This is a genomic window from Streptomyces sp. NPDC048506, from assembly GCF_040651315.1.
Taxonomy (GTDB): domain Bacteria; phylum Actinomycetota; class Actinomycetes; order Streptomycetales; family Streptomycetaceae; genus Streptomyces.
The window spans coordinates 1-18,629 of sequence record NZ_JBEZIX010000046.1 but is presented as its reverse complement, the minus strand read 5'-3'; the positions used below and the strand labels follow the sequence as shown (position 1 = coordinate 18,629).

Below are 18,629 nucleotides of genomic sequence, written 5' to 3'. Positions count from 1 at the left end.
GGCCCAGCGCGAAAGAGGGGGTTGGTGGAGGCGCGCTGGGGCCGTCGATACGTACGCGACGCGCACGCCCGACGCGCACGCCCGACGCGCACGCATGGTTGTGGTGCGCGGCCGGTCCGGACCCGCACCCTCCCCACCGCCTCCCTCCTCCCCCCCCGTGCCGGGGTGTGCTGTGGCCTGCGCGGATCCGGCGGTGGAGAGTGCCAACTGGCGTGTGCAGCAACGCGAACGCGATGAGGGAAATGATCATGCCCCTGACGGCACCCACTCGGGTGGGTGCTGCCCTTGCCCGTACGGCGGCCGGGACCGTGCTCGCCGCCCCGGACCGGCGGTTCATGGCCGTCGCCCGGACCGCCGCTCCGGTCGCCGCACCGAGCCACCACGCCGCCCCGGCCACCGCACCGAGCCACCGCCCCGGCATGCCGCGCCGTGCCGCGTAACCGCGCACCACCAGTACGTCCGCAGTGAATTGCCGTAGTGAATTGACAGAGAGTCAGGAGTCGGATATGGCCGTCTTCTCCGCCGCCGCCGTTGTCGCCACCGCACGCACCCGCGCGCTGCGCCTGATCGCCGGTGCCACCGCCCTCGCCGCCCTCATGGGGGCCGCCGCCACCGGTTCGGCCGCCGCCCCCACCGGCTCGGCCCGGCCTGCCCTTGCCCGGCCTGCCCTTGCCCGGCCTGCCTTTGCCCGGCCTGCCTTTGCCCGGCCCGCGCTGGCCCGGCAGATCCTGTGTACGGACGGGATCGCCCTGGCCACCCGCCACGTCAGCCATGTGCACCCGGCGTCCAGTGCCCGGCAGAACGTCGTCGACACCGCCGACGGCCGGGGCGCCCTCACCAGCTACTGGGGTGACCGCCCCCGCCGGGTCCTCCTGGACACCCGGATGCTGAACGGTCTGCTGAAGCTGCGCACCCATTACCACTACCGGATCGCGCTCTCCGAGATCGTCGGCGGCGACCACGGCAGCCGCTCCAAGCACTACGCCGGGCTCGCCGTCGACATCGACCGCATCAACGGGCGGCACGTCGGAAGTGGCGCCCCGCATCGCCAACTGATGGCCGCCTGCCGGAAGTTGGGAGCCACGGAGGTGCTCGGTCCGGGGTATCCGGGACACCGCACCCATGTGCACTGCGGCTGGCCCCGCTGATCCGGAACGGTTCGCCGGTTCGCCGGGGCGCCGGGGCGCCGGTTCGCAGGGTCGCAGGGTCGCCGGGTTCAGCGGACATCCGGTGGTCGGCCCGTCCGCCGGTCCCGTCCGCCGGCCCCGCCCGTTCTCAGACCGCGTCGTCCGCCAGCTCCGCCACGCCCGTGATCCGGTGCAGCGGATACGTACGGACCTCGTCGGCGGTGTGGTCGTAGGCGGTGACGAAGCCGCCCTCGACCCGTACCGGAGCGATCACGCGCTGGCTGGCGGCGCCGTCCGCGTTGACGTACCCGATCCACAGGGCCGAGTTGGTGAGCACCGCGGCCTGCATGGTGGCGAGGGTCTCCGCGGAGGTGGTCCGGGGGAGGGCGCCCGGGGTCGGGGCGGGGGCGCGGACCGGCTTGCGTTCCGCGGTGGCGGCGAGGTCGCCGGCGCGGATGGCGCGGACCGCCGCTTCGAGGAGGGTGCGGTCGGGGGACGGCGGGCCGTCCGGCACCGGGACGGGTGCGCTGCGCGGCGGGGTGCGGTACGAGTCGGCGCGGGCGATCAGGACGTCGCCGGCGGCGGACTCGGCGGCCGGGGCGTAGCCCATCGCGCGCAGCCCGTCGAGGAGTTGCTCCGGCGAGGTCTGGGCGGCGAGCACCGTCGGGGCGAGCCGGCGCAGGCGGAGCGTGGCGGCGCGGCGGTCGGCGAGGATCTCGGCGAGCAGCGCGTCGTCGTCGCAGCGGACGTAGGCGCTGGCCGCGCCCACCCGCAGCTGGCCGTGCTTACGGGCCACGTCGTCGATGAGGTAGGCGAGCGGCTGGGGGACCGGCGTACGGGAGTGGGTGCTGAGGAACTCCTGGAGTTCGGCGGCCGAGCGGCCGGCGTCCAGGGCGCGGCGCACCGATGCGGGGGTGAAGCGGTAGACCGTCGCACCGCCCTTGGACTCGACGTCGGCGAGCACGTCGAGCGCCTCGGCGAGCGGGCGTTGCAGCGGGCCGGGGGCGACCGCGGTCAGGTCCGCCTGGAGCAGGACGTGGTCGAGCGGTTCGGGGAGCAGCGGGGCGAGGAGGGCGGCGGCGCGGCCGGCCGCGGTGTCGGTCTCGGCGGGCGTGGGGACGGCCGGCTCCGTCGTGCTGCCGAGCAGGGTCCGGCCGTGGGCCGAGAGCGCCCCCCGCCCGGTCACACCGAGCAACTCGGCCTCCTCCAGGGCCCATTGGGCGAGCCGGGAGCGCAGGTCGGCGACGGGTGCGGGGGCGCCCGGGGCGGCGTCACCGGCGGGAGCCGCGGTCCGGACGGCAGCGCCTGTCGGGGACCCCGCCCCGCGCAGCGGACGCTCCCAGCGCAGCCGGTCCAGCACCGCCGCCGCCGGTACGGACGTGCCCGGCGGCAGACCGGCGAGGAGCGTCAGGGCGCGCCGGCGGATCTCGGGCGCCGGGGAGCGGTCCAGGTGCGGGCCGAGCGCGGCCAGCGCGCGCCCCTTCGCGTCGGCCGTGCCGACCACCCCCGGGGTGCGGGTCGCCGTCAGCCAGCCGGCCGCGAGCACCGCCCAGCGCTCGTGATCGGGCAGCTGGAGCCACTCCTCGGCCGCCGGGGTGGCCGCGTACCGCTCGTCGGCCTCGCCGTCGGAGGCGATCAGCCCGGCCCCGTAGGCGAGTTCGAGCCAGAAGGCGGCGAGCTGCTCGGTGGTGTCCAGGGCGGCGGCGGTCCGCTTGAGGTCGCGGACGCTCAGGCCGCCGGCGCGCAGCACGGGCGGCCCGCCCAGGTCCCACTCCTTGAGCAGCTCCTCGACCGTCGCCAGCGCGGTGAACGCCTGGCCCGCGCCGGCGCCGTCCACAAGCTGTGGAGCGCGCTCCGTGACGGGCTCCAGCGCCGGCGGCACCGGCTCGGGGCGGCGGTGCGCGTGCCCGCCCCGCAGGTGCAGCGCCGCCTCCCGCGGCAGGACGACGTTGCGGCCGCCGGCCGGCAGCAGCAGGCCCCGGTCCAGCAGCCAGGTCAGGTGCGGCGCCGGGTGGTCGGTGACACCGCCGTACGGAGGGCCCCACAGCAGTTTGTCGAGGACCGTGACGGACTCGGCGGGCGCGCTGTCGAGCAGCTTCGCCATCCGGGTGCGATCGGAGAACAGCGAGGTCAGCGCGGCGACCGCGGAGACCGGGTCATGGGTGGTGGGCAGCCCGGCCGCCGCGATGATCTGCTGTAGCCGGCCCGGCGACATCCCGGCCGTGGCTTCGGCGACGGTCGGTCCCAGCCCGGTCGGCGACGGGTGCGCGGCGCTCGGCGCCAGTAGCTCGCGGGCCGTGCGCACCAGCCGCAGCCGGTCGTCCGGACCCCACACCAGCGCCTGGGCACGCAGCTGCGCCACCGCCCGGGGCAGCTCGGCGGCGACCGCCTCGTCCCCGGCGTCCCCGCCCATCAGCGCGGCCAGCGTGCCGTACGGACAGGGATCGGGCGCCACCGCCAGCGCCTCGGCGGCCTGGAGCGCGAACCGGTCGAGCCGCTCCACCGCGCGCACCACCGACGCCCGGGTGCCGGCCCGGGTCGCCAGCTGTGTGACGTCGCCGGGCACCGGATTGAGCAGGTCGGGCCGGGCCCGCAGCAGCCCGATGAGCCCGCTGTCGGTGCGGGTCCGAAGCTCCTCGGCGAGGGTGCGGGGGATACCGGTCATTCGTCCTACGTTAGCGGGGCGCGGTGTGTGGGGGCAGTGAGCGGCGGCATGGCGCCGGTGCGCCGTCGCGCGCGGCCCCGTCGGCATTCCGGCCGTGCCGAGCACCGAGGCGGTACCGTCGAGGAGGCAACCAGCGCACGCCGCAGGGGATTTCGTGGGGATCGAGAGCGATCAGCTCGTCTTTGACTATCTGAGCCGGGTGGGCGACCTGGCCCAGCAACGGGGCCTGCCCTCCGCCACCAGGATGCGGCTGGTGACCGGACTGCGGGCCGAGATCACCGAGCAGAACGCCGACTCGGTGTCCGGCGTGAAGAAGGTCCTGGCCCGGCTGGGGACGCCGGAGGCGGTGGTCGCGGCGGCCGGGGGCGCCCCGCCGCCGGAGGAATCGGCGCGGGCGGCCGGGCACCCGGCGCAGACCGGCGATCACCCTCAGCGGTGGACGTCCGCCCGTGACCGGCTCACCGCCCGCGATCGGCTCACCGCCCGCGATCGGCTCACCGCCCGCGAGCGGTTCGCCGACCTCGCCCGGCGCAGCGGCCTCACCGGTAGGGCGAGCGGGAACGGCAAGGCTTCCGCGTACGGCGAGGCCTCCGGGTACGGCGAGGGGGCCGGCGACGGCGCGGTGCCGGGTCCGCGCGCCGGGTCGGCGGTCCCCGCTCCCGACCCCGCGTCGACCGCGGGCCTGCCCCCGCACCTCGCCGGCGCGGACGAGCTGGGCGACGCGGACGACGCCCCGGACTGGTGGCGGCTGGAGCCGGAACCGTTCGGCCCGGGCGAGACCGTGCCCGGATTCGTCGGCGGCATCGAGATCCCGGAGATCTGGCAGCGACCGAAGGGCGAGGGTGCCAAGGCCGGCACACCCGGAGCGGCCGGCCGGCCGTCGCTGAGCAAGGACGGCACGAACCAGGGCGGCACGGACAAGGGCGGCACGAAGGGGAAGCACGGCGGGCAGGACGAGGACGAGGGCGAGGACGAGGGCGGCGCCGAGGGCGCCGCGGCGGTGGACGCCGACGAGGACGGCGGGTCCGCCGCCCGGCCGCCGCTCGGCACGCTGCTCCGCCGTGCGCTCGCCCGGCGGCGCGGCGCCACCCGCGGCGCGCCGGTCACGGACGACGCGGACGGTGTCGGGGAGGCGGACGGCGCCGAGGACCAGGACGAGGCCGCCGGGCCGATCCCGCTCCGGGCGTGGCTCAGCCCGGTCCCCACCCTGGCCGTGCTGCTGCTGGTGGCCGGTGCGGTGCTGGGGTCGTGGCTGGCGCTGGCGGGCGGCTGGGCGCTCGCCTACGTCTCGCGGCGGCTGACCCGGACCGAGGCGAAGTTCGCGGCGCTCGGGCTGCCCGGGATCGTCGCGGGCAGCATGGTGGTGTGGCTGTGGGGCCGCTTCGACCGCCGCTGGGGCGAGCCGATCGCCCAGGGCCGGCTGGGGCAGGAGCTGCTCGACGGCCTGCCGGTGACGGCCCGGGTCGCGGCCGTCGCCTCGGCGCTGTTCCTGCTGTGGCGGATGCGGCGGACGGCACGCTGAGCGGGGCGAGGCAGGGCGGGGCCCCGCCCCGCGCCCGTGCGGGTCAGCCGCCCGGCGTGGGCACCAGCGTCTTCTCCGTGCCCAGGGCGCCGGCCGTGGAGTCCGCGTTGAGCGCGAGCTTCCCGCCGGGCCAGCGCACCACGAGGTCGTTCGCGCGCCCGTCGCCGCCGCCGAAGGCCCCCAGCGTCACCAGGGAGGCGCTGCGCCACGCGGACTTCGGCTTCTGGAGCTGCTGCTCCTTGGTGAGCTTGCGGCCCACCGCGTTCTCGAACACCGAGACCTCACCGTCGGCCCAGCGGACGAGCAGGTCCTGGCCGCCCGCCGCACCGCTGAGGTCGCCGGCGACGACGTCCCGGGCGTAGGTCCAGGTCTTGTTGGCCGGGAGGAGCTTCTGCTCGGCGTGCAGGCCCTTGCCGTCGACGTTCGGGTAGACGCTGACATGGCCGTCGGACCAGCGCACGAGGAGGTCGTCGGCGCGTGTGGAGCCGCCGTCGAAGCGGCCCGCGGCGATCCCGTGCGCCCGGGTCCAGACGCTGCCGCCGGGGCGCAGCCGGACCTCGTTGCGCAGCTTGCTGGTTTCGTCGACGTCCTTGTAGAGCGTCAACTCGCCGTCCGACCAGCGGACGACGAGATCGTTGGTACCGCTGCCGGTGAAGTCGCCCGCGGTCATCAACGAGGCATGCTTCCAGGTGGAGTTGGGGCCCACCAGCTGCACTCCCTGTGTGAACCCCTGCTTGCCGTCGCCGGGGTACAGCGTCAGCTCGCCGTCGGACCAGCGCACGATCAGGTCGCTGTTGCCGTTGCGCACGGAGGCGCTGTGGAAGCGGCCGGAGGTCATCACCGTGGCGTAGCTCCAGGTCCCCGCGTCCCCCAGGGGGTTGTCGGAGTCCGGCGGCGAACCGGCGACCGCCTGCCGGTAGAGCCGGAGGACGTCGCCGTCGAACTGCGAGCTGTAGGAGATGTGGTCGTAGCGTCCGCCGGTCTGGTAGCCGCCGATGACGCCGACGAGGTTGCCGCGCCTGCCGTCGAAGTTCTCCAGGAACGGGCCCCCGCTGACGCCCGACTTGAACCCGTCGCACTGGATCTCCATGAACCGGCCCTGGAAGGCGCTGGTGTCATTGGTGCACTGCAACGGAGTCTTCTGGCCACCGGGGTAGCCGGTCACGGTGATGTCCTTGCGCGCCAGCTTGGCCGCGGGGACGGAGGTGAGCTCGTTGCCCCGACCGGTGGCGTCCTCCAGCAGCTGGCCCTGGGCGTTCGGGCCGACGCGCAGCAGGGCGAAGTCCACGTCGTCATCGGGCTTCGCCTGGCGGTAGCGCCCGTCGATCCAGACCTGGCCCGGCTGCATCGGGAAGATGCCGTACGGCGTCTCGCCGGGCTGCCCCGCCTTGGTCGCGCCGGCGCGGTAGCCGGGGACGAAGGCCACGTGGGTGTACGGCTTGTCGCCCTTGAAGCAGTGCGCCGCGGTGATGACCAGGCTCTTGATGGGGGAGGCCACGGAGCCGGCAGAGCAGAACTGGTTGGCGGTCGCCGTCCCGTCGTCGGTGCGGATGAGGAACACGCCGACCGTGGCGACGCCTTCGTCCCTCGGTTTGGTCGGCGCCTTCAACGACCGCTTGCTCCGGGGCGCCCCGTCCGGCCCGGCGGCGCTCCCCGGAGCCGGTGCCACCGGCACGGCCTGCTGTATGCGCTCCGGCGTCCAGTACCGCTGCTCCTCCTTCGCCCGCTGGATGTCGTGGGCGGTCACGCTCGGGGGCGTTGGGGAGGCGGGGGCCGGGGGCGGCGGCGGAGCGGCCGGGGCGGCGCCGGCGACGGCCGCGAACGCCGCGGCGCCACCGGCGAGCGCGACCCCGACGGCCATGGTGAGGGCGCGTTTCGCGGGCTTGGTCCGCAACCGGTGCGCGCCTCCGGCCGCCCCCTTGCGTCGCAGGCGTATGCGTCCGGTCGAACGTATGGGTTTCATCTGGTGTTCAAGTCTCCCGCTGACAGCTCATCAGGCAGTGGTCGGAGAAGGATCAGCCGTGGGTCAACGGCCCCCCGGGTCGTCCCCGCAGTATGGGCCAATGCTTACCGAGGGCGAAGCGCGGGCCAGAAGTTGCCGGCGCCTCTGCGACCCGAAGCCGACCGTGGACGACCTCAAGAACTGGTCGGCGAGGTCGCGAGGCAGCACCGGGACACAGGGGTCAGGAACGGTTCTTCTTCGCCAGCCGCTGCTGCACCTCGTCCAGGATCTTGTCGGCCGCCGTGTAGCCGATGCCCTGGATCCACAGCTGGTCGTCGACGCGGAAGGAGCGGCCGGTGGTGACGGCGTGCAGGTGCTTCCAGAGGCCGCCGGCGGTGATCTGGGCCTCCTTGGACTTCTGCGGGGTGCCGTAGGAGGAGTAGAAGACGGCGTCGGCGTCGGCCTGGTTGATCTGTTCGGGGCTCACCTCGCGCATCAGGCCGTCCGGGGCGCCGTCGACGACGTCGGTGGGGCCGGTGCCGAGGTCGGCGAGGACGGTGCCGATGTAGCTCTGGCAGCCGTAGAGGCGGGTGTCGGCGCCTTCGACGAAGCGGACGACGTTGGTGCGGAGGTGCCGAGCCGCGGCCGGGCCGCCGAGGGCCCCGGTGACCCGCTCGGCGTGTGCGCGGTACGCGGCGGCGGCCCGCCTGGCCTCGGGGATCCTGTTGAGGGCGGCGGCGTGGGTGGCGAAGTTCTGCTTCCACGGATAGCCCGTGGTCTCGGTCATCACCGTCGGGGCGATCTTCGCCAGCTGGTCGTAGCGTTGGCCGTCGCGGACCTTGCTGGTCAGGATCAGATCGGGCTTCAGGGCGGCGACCGCCTCCAGGTTCGGGGCGCCGATCCTGCCGACGTCCTTGATGCCGGCGACCCGGTCCTTGGGGAGGTAGTCGAGGAAGCCCGACGCGACGTCGGAGCGGGTGGCGCCGACCGGCTTGACGCCCAGGGTGATCGCGGAGTCCAGTTCGGCGGTGTCCAGGACGACCACCCGCTGCGGGGTGTTGGGCACCCGCACGGTGCCCATCGCGGTCCGCACCGGGTGGGTGCCGTCGCCGGTCGCCGGCTCGGCCCAGGTCACGGTCGGCTGCCCGGGGCAACGGGCGGCCTTGAAGGAGCCGTTGGCGCCGGAGGAGGACGCGTCGTCGCCGGCGCCGCACCCGGACAGCAGCAGGGCGGCGCCGAGGGCGGTCGCGGCGGCCACGACGGTGGTGGTGGAGGGGCGGGGCATGAGAGGTCCTTTCGTGGGGAGTGCACGGTGGACGGCCTCCGGCCGGGCCGCGGTGGTCAGTGCGGCGGGGCCGCCGCAGTGGGCCGCCAGGGTCGGCCCGGCACCACCAGGGGCGAGCCCGTGACCGGATCGGGCACCACGACCGAGTCCAGGCCGAAGACCTCGCCGACCAGCTCGGCGGTGACGACCTCGCCGGGCGGCCCCTGGGCGACGATCCGTCCGGCCTTCATCGCCACCAGGTGGTCGGCGTAGCGGGCGGCCTGGTTGAGGTCGTGCAGGACGGCCACCACGGTGCGGCCCCGGTCGTGGTTCAACTGCCGTACCAGGTCCAGGACTTCGACCTGGTGGGCGATGTCGAGGTAGGTGGTCGGTTCGTCCAGCAGGAGCAGGTCGGTCTCCTGGGCCAGGGCCATCGCGATCCAGACGCGCTGGCGCTGGCCGCCGGAGAGTTCGTCCACCGCGCGGTCCGCCAGCGCGGCCACGTCGGTGCGCGCCATCGCCTCGCCGACCGCCCGCTCGTCCTCCGCCGACCACTGCTGCCACCAGCGCTGGTGCGGCTGACGGCCGCGGGCCACCAGATCGGCGACGGTGATCGCCTCGGGCGCGACGGGCGTCTGCGGCAGCAGCCCCAGCGACCGGGCGACCCTCTTGGTGGGGATGCGGGCGAGGTCCGTGCCGTCCAGCAGGACCGCGCCGCCGCGCGGTCTCAGCAGCCGGCCCAGGGCGCGCAGCAGCGTCGACTTGCCGCAGGCGTTGGGGCCGACGATGACGGTGACCGCGCCGTGCGGCACGTCCAGGTCCAGGTCCGTGATGACCGTGCGGTCCTCGTAGGCGAGGGTCAGCGCACGGGCGGCGAGACGGCTGCCGGCCGGGCCCCCGTCGGCGACCCCCGGCCCGCCCCGCTCCTGTTGCCCGCCCCGACCCACCGCCGGCCCGGTCCCGTCGGTCCCCACGCCCTCGTCGGTCCGCACGCCGTCACCCGTCGGCCCGGTCTCGGTCACGCTGTTCCTCCTGCCGCGGCACGGCCACGGGCGCGGTGTCCCCTGACGATGAGCCAGATCAGATACGGGGCGCCGACGGCGGCGGTCAGCACGCCGACCGGCAGCTCCGTCGGCGCGAAGAGCTTGCGGGCGAGCAGGTCGCCCAGGACGACGACGAAGGCGCCCAGCAGCGCCGAGCACAGCAGCGGGATCTGGGCGGTGCGTGCCATCCGGCGGGCGATCTGCGGGGCCAGCAGGGCCACGAAGTCCACCGGCCCGGCCGCGCCCGTCGCCATCGACGCCAGGACCACACCGACCGCCACCAGACCGAGGCGGGTACGGCCCAGCCGGACGCCCAGCGCGGTCGCGGTGTCGTCGTCCAGCGCGACGGTCCGCTGGGCGCGCGCCGCCCACAGCACGCCCGGGAGCAGCGCCAGCAGCGCCCACCCCAGGGGCGCCGCCTCCGCCCAGCCGCGCCCGTTGAGCGAGCCGGTCATCCACACCTGGGCCTGCTGGGCGACGAGGTAGTCGCCCTTCGTCAGGAACAGGTGGCTGACGGAGCGGAGGGCGACCGCGCACCCGATGCCGATCAGCACGAAGCGGGTGGCGTGCAGACCGCCGCGCCAGGCGAAGACGTACACCAGCCCGGCGGCCAGCACCCCGCCGGCGACGGACAGATACGGCAGGACGGCGTACGAGGTGACGCCGAACGTCATCGCACCGACCGTCAGCGCGCTCGCGCCCTGGCTGATGCCGATGATGTCGGGACTGGCGAGCGGATTGCGGGCCACCGTCTGGATCAGCGCACCGGCGACCCCGAACGCCGCGCCGGTCATCAGCCCGACGGTCATCCGCGGCAGCCGCAGGGTGCCCACGACCAGTTCCTGTGTCGACGGCCTGCCGAGCAGGACGTCGACGACCTCGGACGGGGCGACGAAGCTCTCACCGACGCACAGGTACGCCACGCACACGGCGGCCAGCAGGACGGTCAGCGCGGCGGCGACCACGGCCGCCCGGCGGTGCACCAGGAACGAGCCACCGCCGACCCGCACCAGGGCGTGCCCGGTGGGGCGCCCGAGGACCTTGCCGGGAGCGGCGGTCGAGGGAGCGGTCATGCCGCCACCACCGCCTTCCGCCGCACCAGCGTCACCAGGAACGGCACCCCGATCAGCGCGGTCATCACACCGGCCGGCACCTCCGACGGCGGGAAGAGGACCCGTCCCACCGTGTCCGAGACCAGCACGACGACCGGGCCGAGCAGCGCCGCCATCGGCAGCACCCAGCGGTGGTCGCCGCCCACCAGTGCGCGGGCCAGGTGCGGGACGGCCAGGCCCACGAAGGCGATCGGGCCGGCCGCGGCAACCCCGGCGCCGGTCAGCACCGTCGCCCCCAGCCCGCCCACGACCCGCACCGTGGCGACCCGCTGGCCCAGGCCCCGGGCGACGTCCTCGCCGAGCGCCAGGGCGTCCAGACCGCGCGCGACGGACACCACCAGCACCGCACCGACCAACAGGAACGGCCAGATCCGGGCGGCCACTTCGGCGTCCCGGCCGGTGAGCGAGCCGACCTGCCAGAACCGGAACTCGTCCAGGGCAGCGGCCTTGGTGGTCAGGATCGCCATGCTCACCGACACCAGGAGCGCGTTGATGGCCGCGCCGGAGAGCGCGAGCTTGACGGGGGTGGCGCCGCCCCGGCCGCGGGAGGCGATGGCGTAGACGACGACGGCGGCGATCCCGGCACCGGCGAACGCGAACCAGACGTAGCCGGTCAGGGTGTGGACGCCGGCGAAGGCGAGGGCGATCACCACGGCGACCGAGGCGCCCTGGCTGATGCCGAGGATGCCCGGGTCGGCGATCGGGTTGCGGGTGATGCCCTGCATGACCGTGCCGGCCATCGCCAGCGCGGCGCCGACCATCAGCCCGATCTCGGTGCGCGGCAGCCGCAGGAAGCGGATGACCTGGGCGGCGTCGCCGTCGCCGCCGTGGACGAGGGCGTCCAGCACCTCGGACGGCGCGAACGGCCGGCTGCCGACGGCCAGCGACAGCAGCACCGCGAGCAGCAGGGCGAGCAGCGCCACCACCGTCAGGCCGAGCCGACGGCCGGGCGTCCGGGGCTTCATAGGCGCATCTCTTCGTGGTGGGTGGCCGGATGCAGGTTAGGTAAGGCAGGGCTAAGCGTACGGCCCCGGTCCGGCGGCCCGGGGCCCCGCCTGCACAATGGCAGGCATGGCTGCGCACCCCCTGACGGTCGGATTCGACCTCGACATGACGCTGATCGACTCCCGACCCGGCATCAAGGCCGCCTACCAGGAGCTGGCCGCCAGGACCGGTACCCGCATCGACGCCGACGCCGCGGTGACCCGGCTGGGCCCGCCGCTGGAGGAGGAGATCCGCCGCTGGTTCCCCGAGGAGCGGGTGGCGGAGATCAGCAACCTGTACCGCGCGCTGTACCCGCACCACGCGATCGAGGGGACGCTCGCCCTGCGCGGGGCGCGGGAGGCCGTCGCCGCGGTGCGGGCGGCCGGCGGCCGGGCGATCGTGGTGACCGCCAAGTACGAGCCGAACGCCCAACTGCACATGGTGCACCTGGGCATCGAGCCGGACGCGGTCATCGGCTCGCTGTGGGCCGAGGCCAAGGCGGAGGCGCTGCGCGAGTACGGCGCGCGGGTCTACGTCGGCGACCACACCGGTGACGTACGGGGGGCGCACGCCGCGGGCGCGCTGTCGGTGGCCGTGCCCACCGGCCCGTGCGACGAGCGGGAGCTGCGGGCGGCCGGCGCGGATGTGCTGCTCGGCGACCTCACGGCCTTCCCGGAGTGGCTGGGGCGCTACCTCGCTGACGGGGTCGACGGGGTCGATGTGGTCGACGATGCCGGTGATGCCGGCGATGCCGACGCCCCGGACGCCGCCTCGGCCTGACGCCGTTGCGCCACGGCGGAACGCACCAGTCCGGCGGCGGCGATCAGGAAGCCGAGGCCCATCAGCATGCACAGCCAGTAGAAGGCGGACGGTAGCGGGTGGGTCCCGAGGAACAGCGGTGCCACCGTGGCGAGAGTGGCCACTGCGCCAACAAGGAACATGATCGCGCCGATTCGGACCAGCAGATCCCCGGCCTGGGGAGTTTCGTCAGACACCTGACCAGGGTAAGTCCGGGCCAGAGGCACCGAGGATCCACCCGGCGGCGTCTTGTCACCGGTCCGGGGACCATTAGCCTTGGTGGTGGCGGGTCCTGCGGCCCGCTGCATTGCTATCCAGACCTTCTTCCGCAGCTTCCGCGGTAGACCCAGCCCAGATTTTCCAACGAGTACGAGGACGAGGACAGACGTGCCTACCGGCAAGGTCAAGTGGTTCAACAGTGAGAAGGGCTTCGGCTTTCTCTCCCGCGATGACGGCGGTGACGTCTTCGTGCACTCGTCGGTGCTGCCCGACGGCGTGGCCGCGCTCAAGCCTGGCCAGCGCGTCGAGTTCGGCGTCGTCGCAGGCCAGCGCGGTGACCAGGCGCTGTCCGTGACTCTCCTCGACCCGGCCCCCTCGGTCGCCGCGGCCCAGCGCCGCAAGCCCGACGAGCTCGCCTCGATCGTCCAGGACCTCACCACGCTCCTGGAGAACGTCACCCAGCAACTGGAGCGCGGCCGCTACCCGGAGAAGGCGCACGGCGCGAAGATCGCCGGCATGCTCCGCGCGGTCGCCGACCAGCTCGACGTCTGACCCCGCACAACCGGGTCGGCCGCCCGCGCCGGTGCGGCCGACCCGATCGAACGGACGTAGTACCTCACACGAAAGCCAGCGCATCGCGGCCGAGGGGCGGCACCAGCCCCTCGGCCGCGGCGCGGGTGAGCAGCCCGCGCACCGCGGCGTAGCCGTCCTCGCCGAGGTCGGCGGTGAACTCGTTGACGTACAACCCGATGTGCTGGTCGACCACCTTCGGGTCCATCTCCTGCGCGTGCTCCAGGACGTACGGGCGGGAGGCCTCCGGGTCGTCCCAGGCCATCAGGACGGACGTGCGGACGGCGGCCGCCAGCTCCCGCAGCGTCCGCTCGCCCAGCGACCGCTTGGCGATGATCGCGCCGAGCGGGATCGGCAGCCCGGTGGTCTGCTCCCAGTGCTCGCCCATGTCGGCCAGGCAGACCAGACCGTAGTTCTGGTACGTGAAGCGCGCCTCGTGGATGACCAGCCCGGCATCGACCTTCCCGTCCCGGACGGCCGGCATGATCTCGTGGAACGGCAGCACCACGACCTCCCCGACCCCGCCCGGCACCTCGGCCGCCGCCCACAGTCGGAACAGCAGGTACGCGGTGGACCGCTCGCTGGGCACCGCGATCGTCTTCCCGGCCAGGTCCGCGGCCGTGCCCTGCTGCCGGCCGAGCACCAGCGGCCCGCAGCCGCGCCCCAGCGCCCCGCCGCAGGGCAGCAGCGCGTACTCCTCCAGGACCCGGGGCAGGACGGCGTAGGAGACCTTCAGGACGTCGAACTCACCGCGCTCGGCCATGCCGTTGGTGCGGTCGATGTCGGCGAGGGTGACCGCCAGCTCGGGACCGTCCGGGACCCGGCCGTGCGCCAGCGCGTCGAAGACGAAGGTGTCGTTCGGGCACGGCGAGTACGCGATGTTCAGCGGCCGGGGCACGGGTTCCTCCTCAGGAACGGTGGGGTTCCGGGGCCGGTCCGGCGGCCGCGGCCACCAGGGCTCCGGGGAACGTACGGAAGGCGTCGGTGAGCGCGGCGAGGGCGTCCCCGATCCGCCAGGCGGCGCGGTCGCGGGGGCCGACGGCGTTGGAGACCGCACGGACCTCCAGGACGGGCACACCGTGCGCGGCGGCCGCCTCGGCGACCCCGAAGCCCTCCATCGCCTCGGCCCGCACGCCCGGGTGACGCTCCGCCAGTTCGGCGGCGCGCGCGGCGCTGCCGGTGACCGTGGAGACCGTGACGACCGTGCCGGTGACCGCGCCGGCCGCCGCCGCGACGGCCTCGACGAGCGCCGGATCGGGCCGGTGCCGCACCGTGCCGAAGCCCAGTGCGGTGACCGGAACGAAGCCGTCCGGGGTCTCGGCGCCCAGATCCGCCGCGACGATCGCGTCCGCGACCACCACCGCGCCCAGCGGCGCGGCGGGGGAGAAGCCGCCGCCGATACCGGCCGAGACCACCAGGTCGTAGGGCTGCCCGACGACCGCCGCGGCGGTCAGCGCGGTGGCCGTACCGGCGGCCGCAGCGGCCGGGCCGACACCCGCGGCCAGCACCTCGACCACTGTCGCCGCGCCGGCCGCGCACCGCAGCAGCGGGGAGCCGCCGGGCAGCTCGGCCGGCGGCCCGGTGCCGTCCAGCGCGGCGACCACCGCATCCCGCTCGGCGGCCACCGCCGTGACGACCAGCACCCGCATCAGAACGCCCCCACGGCCCGCGACCGGAGCCCGGCGCCCAGCGCGCTCAGAGGGCTCAGTCCTTCTGCTTCAGCGTGAAGTGCCACATCGTCGTCGGGCCCTCGCTCTTGCCGATCTCCGCGACCTGGAGCGTGACGTCCTTGGCGTACGACGTCTGGCCGGTCGCCGGGTTCTGCTGCATGAAGAGGGTGTCCGCGTCGAAGCTGCGGTACGTCTGCTTGCTGGGCTCCCGCATGACGGGGCCCGCGCCGATGACGATCCAGCCGGACTTGGCGACGCTCGGGTCGACGCCGACGCGCACCTTCTCGCCCGGGTGGACGGTGATCGTCTTGCCACCCTTCTTGGTGATGCAGGCGGCGATTTCCTTCCGCGACAGGTCCTGGCCGTGGCCGTCGCAGCCGGGGGTCGCCTCGGCCGTCACCGTCGACGAACCGACGGTCACGGTCGCGAGCGCGGTCGGCTTCTCGCAGGCGGAGAGGGCCAGCAGACCCAGGGACACGGCACCGAGGGTGGCAGCGGCGCGGCGGCCCTTGCCCGAGGAGATCAACGCAACGGTCATACGGGCAGGCTATCTGGCCCTCCGGCCCGCGCCACGCGCGGGTACGGCGTGCCGCGCCACCCGTCGCGGGCCGGCGCCCGCCCCGCGCGGGCGTCAGGCCACCCGGGGCGTGGACGTACCGCCGCGCCGCCCCGCGCTCAACAGCCCCCGCACGGCCAGCGCCGCGCCCAGCGCCACCAGCCCCGCCGCCACCCACATCCCCAGTACCCCGATCAGCGGCAACGAGATGCCGATCGCACCGCCCACCACCCACGACAGCTGCAACGCCGTCTCCGACCGGGCGAACGCGGAGGTCCGCACCTCCTCCGGCACATCGCGCTGGATGATCGCGTCCAGCGACAGCTTCGCCAACGCCTGGCACAGCCCCGCGGTGGCTGCCACCGCCGTCACCACGACCACCGCCAGCGCGCCGTAGAACACCGCGGCGAGCACCGTCGCCCCCAGCGCCAGCCCCAGCACCGCCGCGATGATCCGCTCCGGCCCCCGGGCCTTCAGCCACGCCCCGACCGCAGTCCCCAGCGCGTTGCCGACGCCGGCCGCCACCGCCACCAGCCCCAGCGAGGCGGCCGCGCCCAGCCCGCCCAGCGGGTGCTCGCGCAGCAGGAAGGCCAGGAAGAACGTCAGGAAACCGGAGAGCGACCGCAGCGCCGCGTTCGCCTGGAGCCCGTGCAGCACCGACGGCCCCACCGACCGCAGCCCCGGCTTCGGCGGCCGGCCACGGCGGTCACCCGCCGCCTCGTGGGACGCCAGCCGGGCCCGCCGCTCGCCCTTCGCCGAGTCGACCTTGTGCGGCAGCGAGAACGACAGCGCCGTGCCCGCCACGAACACCACGAACGCCCCGTACAGCGGCCAGCTCGGCCCGATCAGATGCAGCCCGGCCCCGGCAGGCGCCGCCACCCCGGTCGCCAGCAGCCCCGCGAGCGTCACCCGCGAATTGGCCTTGACCAGCGAGATCCGCGGCGGCAACAGCCGCGGCACCACCGCGCTGCGGACCACGCCGTACGCCTTCGACGACACCAGCACCCCCAGCGCCGCCGGATACAACTCCAGACCGCCGGTGGCCACCGCGCCCGACATCGTCAGCGCCAGCAGCGCCCGGGCCAGCATCGCGCCCGCCATCGCCGCCCGACGGCCGTGCGGCACCCGGTCCAGCAGCGGCCCGACCACCGGCGCGAGCAACGCGAACGGCGCCATCGTCACCGCGAGATACAGCGCCACCCGGCCGCGCGCCTCGTGCGTCGGCACCGAGAAGAACACCGTCGAGGCCAGCGCGACGGTGATCATCATGTCGCCGGCGGAGTTCACCGCGTGCAGCTCGATCAGCTTGGCCAGCCCGGACTCGCCCGCACCGTGCGCATGTGTCGCGCGTCGAACCCGCCGCGCCGCGCCGGTGAACGGCCGGCGCAGCGCCCGGCCGACCGCCCGACCCGCCCGCCTGACCCGGCCGTCCCCGAAGCCGCCCCGCGTCGACGCCCGCGACACCCGGGACGGCTTCCGTGCCGACACTCTCGACGACCTCCGCGATGCCTTCGCCACCTTCGACACCCTTGACGCCCTTGCGGCAGCAGCCACCCGGCCATACTGCCCCAACTCGCCCGGGAGATGATGGTTTCGCCCACCTGTCGCGCGGGGCGCGCCGATTCGTCGTCGCTGCTGTTGACATTTGCCGCTCCCACCGAGGAGTCGTACACCGTTGAAGGGGTAGCGTGTGTAACGCGCCACCGGCGGTCGGAAGCGGCCGCGTGTCTCATCGCCTTCCGCGATCCCGCAGAATGGTGCGTATGAGGTGCGCTCGGCCTAACCGATCGGGCGCGGACGTCGACGCGGTCCCCAGGTCCGCTCCGCCCGCCCCGGTCACCGCCGGTCGTCCGGACGGACAGGACAGCTCCGGTTGGCGCACTCGTGCGACGGCGTAGAAGAGAGAATCGATTCTTGTGAGTGCTGCGATGCGAAGCCGGACCCCCGACCGCCTGTGCGTCGAGGCGGTCGACCTTGCCCGGGCCGCGGCGGAGGACGTCGCGCTCCCCGGCATGGTGGGCGAGCACCTCGGAGCCGTCGCCGACGGCGACCGCGTCGTCACCCACCTCTTCGCCGCCGACGAGCCCGGCTACCGCGGCTGGCGCTGGGCCGTGACGGTCGCCCGGGCCTCCCGTGCGAAGATCGTCACCCTCGACGAGGCGGTGCTGATGCCCGGCCCCGACGCGCTGCTGGCCCCCGAGTGGGTGCCCTGGAGCGAGCGGCTGCGCCCCGGCGACATGGGCCCCGGCGACCTGCTGCCCACCGAGGCCGACGACCTGCGCCTGGAGCCCGGATTCTCCGGCGAGGACGGCCCGCCGCCGAACTCCGCCGTCGCGGAGGGCATGGCCGCGGACGTCGCCGACACGGAGGAGGCCGACGTCCTCCCCGGCTCCCCGGCGGTCCAGCCCGCGCCCACCCGCGGCGGTATCGCGGACATCGCCGAGGAACTCGGCATGCGGCGCGCCCGGGTGCTGTCCCGCTACGGCCTGCACGCCGCCGCCGACCGCTGGGAAGAGGCGTACGGCGCCAAGACCCCGATGGCCCAGGCGGCCCCCGCCACCTGCATGACCTGCGGTTTCCTCACCCCCCTCACGGGCTCCCTGCGCCAGGCCTTCGGCGTCTGCGCCAACGAGTTCGCGCCCGCCGACGGCCGGGTCGTCTCCCTCTCGTACGGGTGCGGGGCGCACTCCGAGGCCGCCGTGATGCCCAAGCCGCCGCGGCCGGCGCCGCCCGTCGTCGACGAAACCGTCGTCGAACCGCTGGCCTTGCGGCCGGAGCGGGACGGCGGGTCGGTGGAGGAGGCCGGGCCGGCGGAGGAGCTGGGCCACAGCTGATCGCTTGCGCTTGGCCGGCCTCCCACGTTGCCGGTCCGCTGCGCTTGGCCGGCCTCCCACGTTGCCGGTCCGCTGCGCTTGGCTGGCTTCCCACGTTGCCGGCTTTCCCGCCGTGGGGGTTGCTGTGTGTTTTTCCCGCCTTCGGCGGGAGCGGGTGGGGTTTGTGGGCCGGGGGTGCCTGGTGTGTGTGGTGGGTTGCGGGGGTGGTCCTCCGGGGCCTGTTGTGTGGACTGCTTCGCTTTACGTCCACACAACAGGCCCCGGCCTCCGAGCACCGCGTCCTCACCGCCTTCGCGGCCCACCTGGCCGCCGCGCTGGACCAC

17 protein-coding genes are annotated in these 18,629 nt (G+C 74.7%); 6 read left to right on the top strand and 11 right to left on the bottom strand.

Annotated features, from left to right (window positions below):
• Nucleotides 1-248: 248 nt before the first annotated feature.
• On the top strand, nt 249-440 hold the full coding sequence (locus tag AB0C96_RS31330; protein WP_362922054.1) for a hypothetical protein: 192 nt from the start codon (nt 249-251) through the stop codon (nt 438-440).
• Between the two features lie 66 nt (nt 441-506).
• On the top strand, nt 507-1,148 hold the full coding sequence (locus AB0C96_RS31325) for a hypothetical protein (RefSeq protein ID WP_362922052.1): 642 nt from the start codon (nt 507-509) through the stop codon (nt 1,146-1,148).
• 127 nt (nt 1,149-1,275) lie between these two features.
• On the opposite strand, the gene AB0C96_RS31320 is transcribed toward AB0C96_RS31325, so the two are convergent.
• A complete protein-coding gene (locus tag AB0C96_RS31320; RefSeq protein ID WP_362922051.1) occupies nt 1,276-3,792 on the bottom strand; it encodes a helicase C-terminal domain-containing protein in 2,517 nt (838 codons plus the stop codon).
• Between the two features lie 154 nt (nt 3,793-3,946).
• Here AB0C96_RS31320 and AB0C96_RS31315 point away from each other — a divergent pair, with 154 nt between their 5' ends.
• Entirely contained in the window at nt 3,947-5,314 is a 1,368-nt protein-coding gene (locus tag AB0C96_RS31315) for a hypothetical protein (protein WP_362922049.1), read from the top strand.
• A gap of 43 nt (nt 5,315-5,357) precedes the next feature.
• Here the strand turns inward: AB0C96_RS31315 and AB0C96_RS31310 are convergent, their stop codons facing one another.
• The 5 genes from AB0C96_RS31310 to AB0C96_RS31290 form a co-directional block, all read right to left on the bottom strand.
• A complete protein-coding gene (locus tag AB0C96_RS31310; RefSeq protein ID WP_362922047.1) occupies nt 5,358-7,277 on the bottom strand; it encodes a trypsin-like peptidase domain-containing protein in 1,920 nt (639 codons plus the stop codon).
• A 220-nt stretch (nt 7,278-7,497) separates the two neighbouring features.
• On the bottom strand, nt 7,498-8,541 hold the full coding sequence (locus AB0C96_RS31305) for an iron-siderophore ABC transporter substrate-binding protein (protein WP_362922045.1): 1,044 nt from the start codon (nt 8,539-8,541) through the stop codon (nt 7,498-7,500).
• Nucleotides 8,542-8,597: 56 nt separating this feature from the next.
• Nucleotides 8,598-9,383, bottom strand: coding sequence for an ABC transporter ATP-binding protein (locus AB0C96_RS31300; protein WP_362922161.1), 786 nt, complete (start codon nt 9,381-9,383; stop codon nt 8,598-8,600).
• A 155-nt stretch (nt 9,384-9,538) separates the two neighbouring features.
• Nucleotides 9,539-10,636, bottom strand: coding sequence for an iron ABC transporter permease (locus AB0C96_RS31295; protein WP_362922044.1), 1,098 nt, complete (start codon nt 10,634-10,636; stop codon nt 9,539-9,541).
• Nucleotides 10,633-11,640, bottom strand: coding sequence for an iron ABC transporter permease (locus AB0C96_RS31290; protein ID WP_362922043.1), 1,008 nt, complete (start codon nt 11,638-11,640; stop codon nt 10,633-10,635). The genes AB0C96_RS31295 and AB0C96_RS31290 overlap by 4 nt, the downstream gene beginning before the upstream one ends.
• A gap of 106 nt (nt 11,641-11,746) precedes the next feature.
• Here AB0C96_RS31290 and AB0C96_RS31285 point away from each other — a divergent pair, with 106 nt between their 5' ends.
• On the top strand, nt 11,747-12,439 hold the full coding sequence (locus tag AB0C96_RS31285; protein ID WP_362922042.1) for an HAD hydrolase-like protein: 693 nt from the start codon (nt 11,747-11,749) through the stop codon (nt 12,437-12,439).
• Here the strand turns inward: AB0C96_RS31285 and AB0C96_RS31280 are convergent.
• Entirely contained in the window at nt 12,349-12,600 is a 252-nt protein-coding gene (locus tag AB0C96_RS31280) for a hypothetical protein (RefSeq protein WP_362922160.1), read from the bottom strand. The genes AB0C96_RS31285 and AB0C96_RS31280 overlap by 91 nt on opposite strands.
• A 244-nt stretch (nt 12,601-12,844) precedes the next feature.
• On the opposite strand from AB0C96_RS31280, the gene AB0C96_RS31275 reads away from it, so the two are divergent.
• Entirely contained in the window at nt 12,845-13,228 is a 384-nt protein-coding gene (locus AB0C96_RS31275; RefSeq protein WP_362922040.1) for a cold-shock protein, read from the top strand.
• 64 nt (nt 13,229-13,292) lie between these two features.
• Here AB0C96_RS31275 and AB0C96_RS31270 read toward each other — a convergent pair whose 3' ends face one another.
• From AB0C96_RS31270 to AB0C96_RS31255, 4 genes are all read right to left on the bottom strand, one after another.
• Nucleotides 13,293-14,144, bottom strand: a complete 852-nt coding sequence (locus AB0C96_RS31270) for a 1,4-dihydroxy-6-naphthoate synthase (protein WP_362922038.1) — start codon at nt 14,142-14,144, stop codon at nt 13,293-13,295.
• A gap of 10 nt (nt 14,145-14,154) precedes the next feature.
• Nucleotides 14,155-14,895 carry a futalosine hydrolase gene (locus tag AB0C96_RS31265; RefSeq protein ID WP_362922037.1) on the bottom strand — a complete coding sequence of 247 codons (741 nt, stop codon included), beginning with the start codon at nt 14,893-14,895 and terminating at the stop codon, nt 14,155-14,157.
• Between the two features lie 55 nt (nt 14,896-14,950).
• On the bottom strand, nt 14,951-15,454 hold the full coding sequence (locus AB0C96_RS31260; RefSeq protein WP_362922035.1) for a hypothetical protein: 504 nt from the start codon (nt 15,452-15,454) through the stop codon (nt 14,951-14,953).
• A gap of 93 nt (nt 15,455-15,547) precedes the next feature.
• Nucleotides 15,548-16,936, bottom strand: a complete 1,389-nt coding sequence (locus AB0C96_RS31255; RefSeq protein WP_362922158.1) for an MFS transporter — start codon at nt 16,934-16,936, stop codon at nt 15,548-15,550.
• Nucleotides 16,937-17,400: 464 nt separating this feature from the next.
• Here AB0C96_RS31255 and AB0C96_RS31250 point away from each other — a divergent pair, with 464 nt between their 5' ends.
• Nucleotides 17,401-18,306, top strand: coding sequence for a DUF3027 domain-containing protein (locus tag AB0C96_RS31250; protein ID WP_362922033.1), 906 nt, complete (start codon nt 17,401-17,403; stop codon nt 18,304-18,306).
• Nucleotides 18,307-18,629 lie beyond the last annotated feature (323 nt).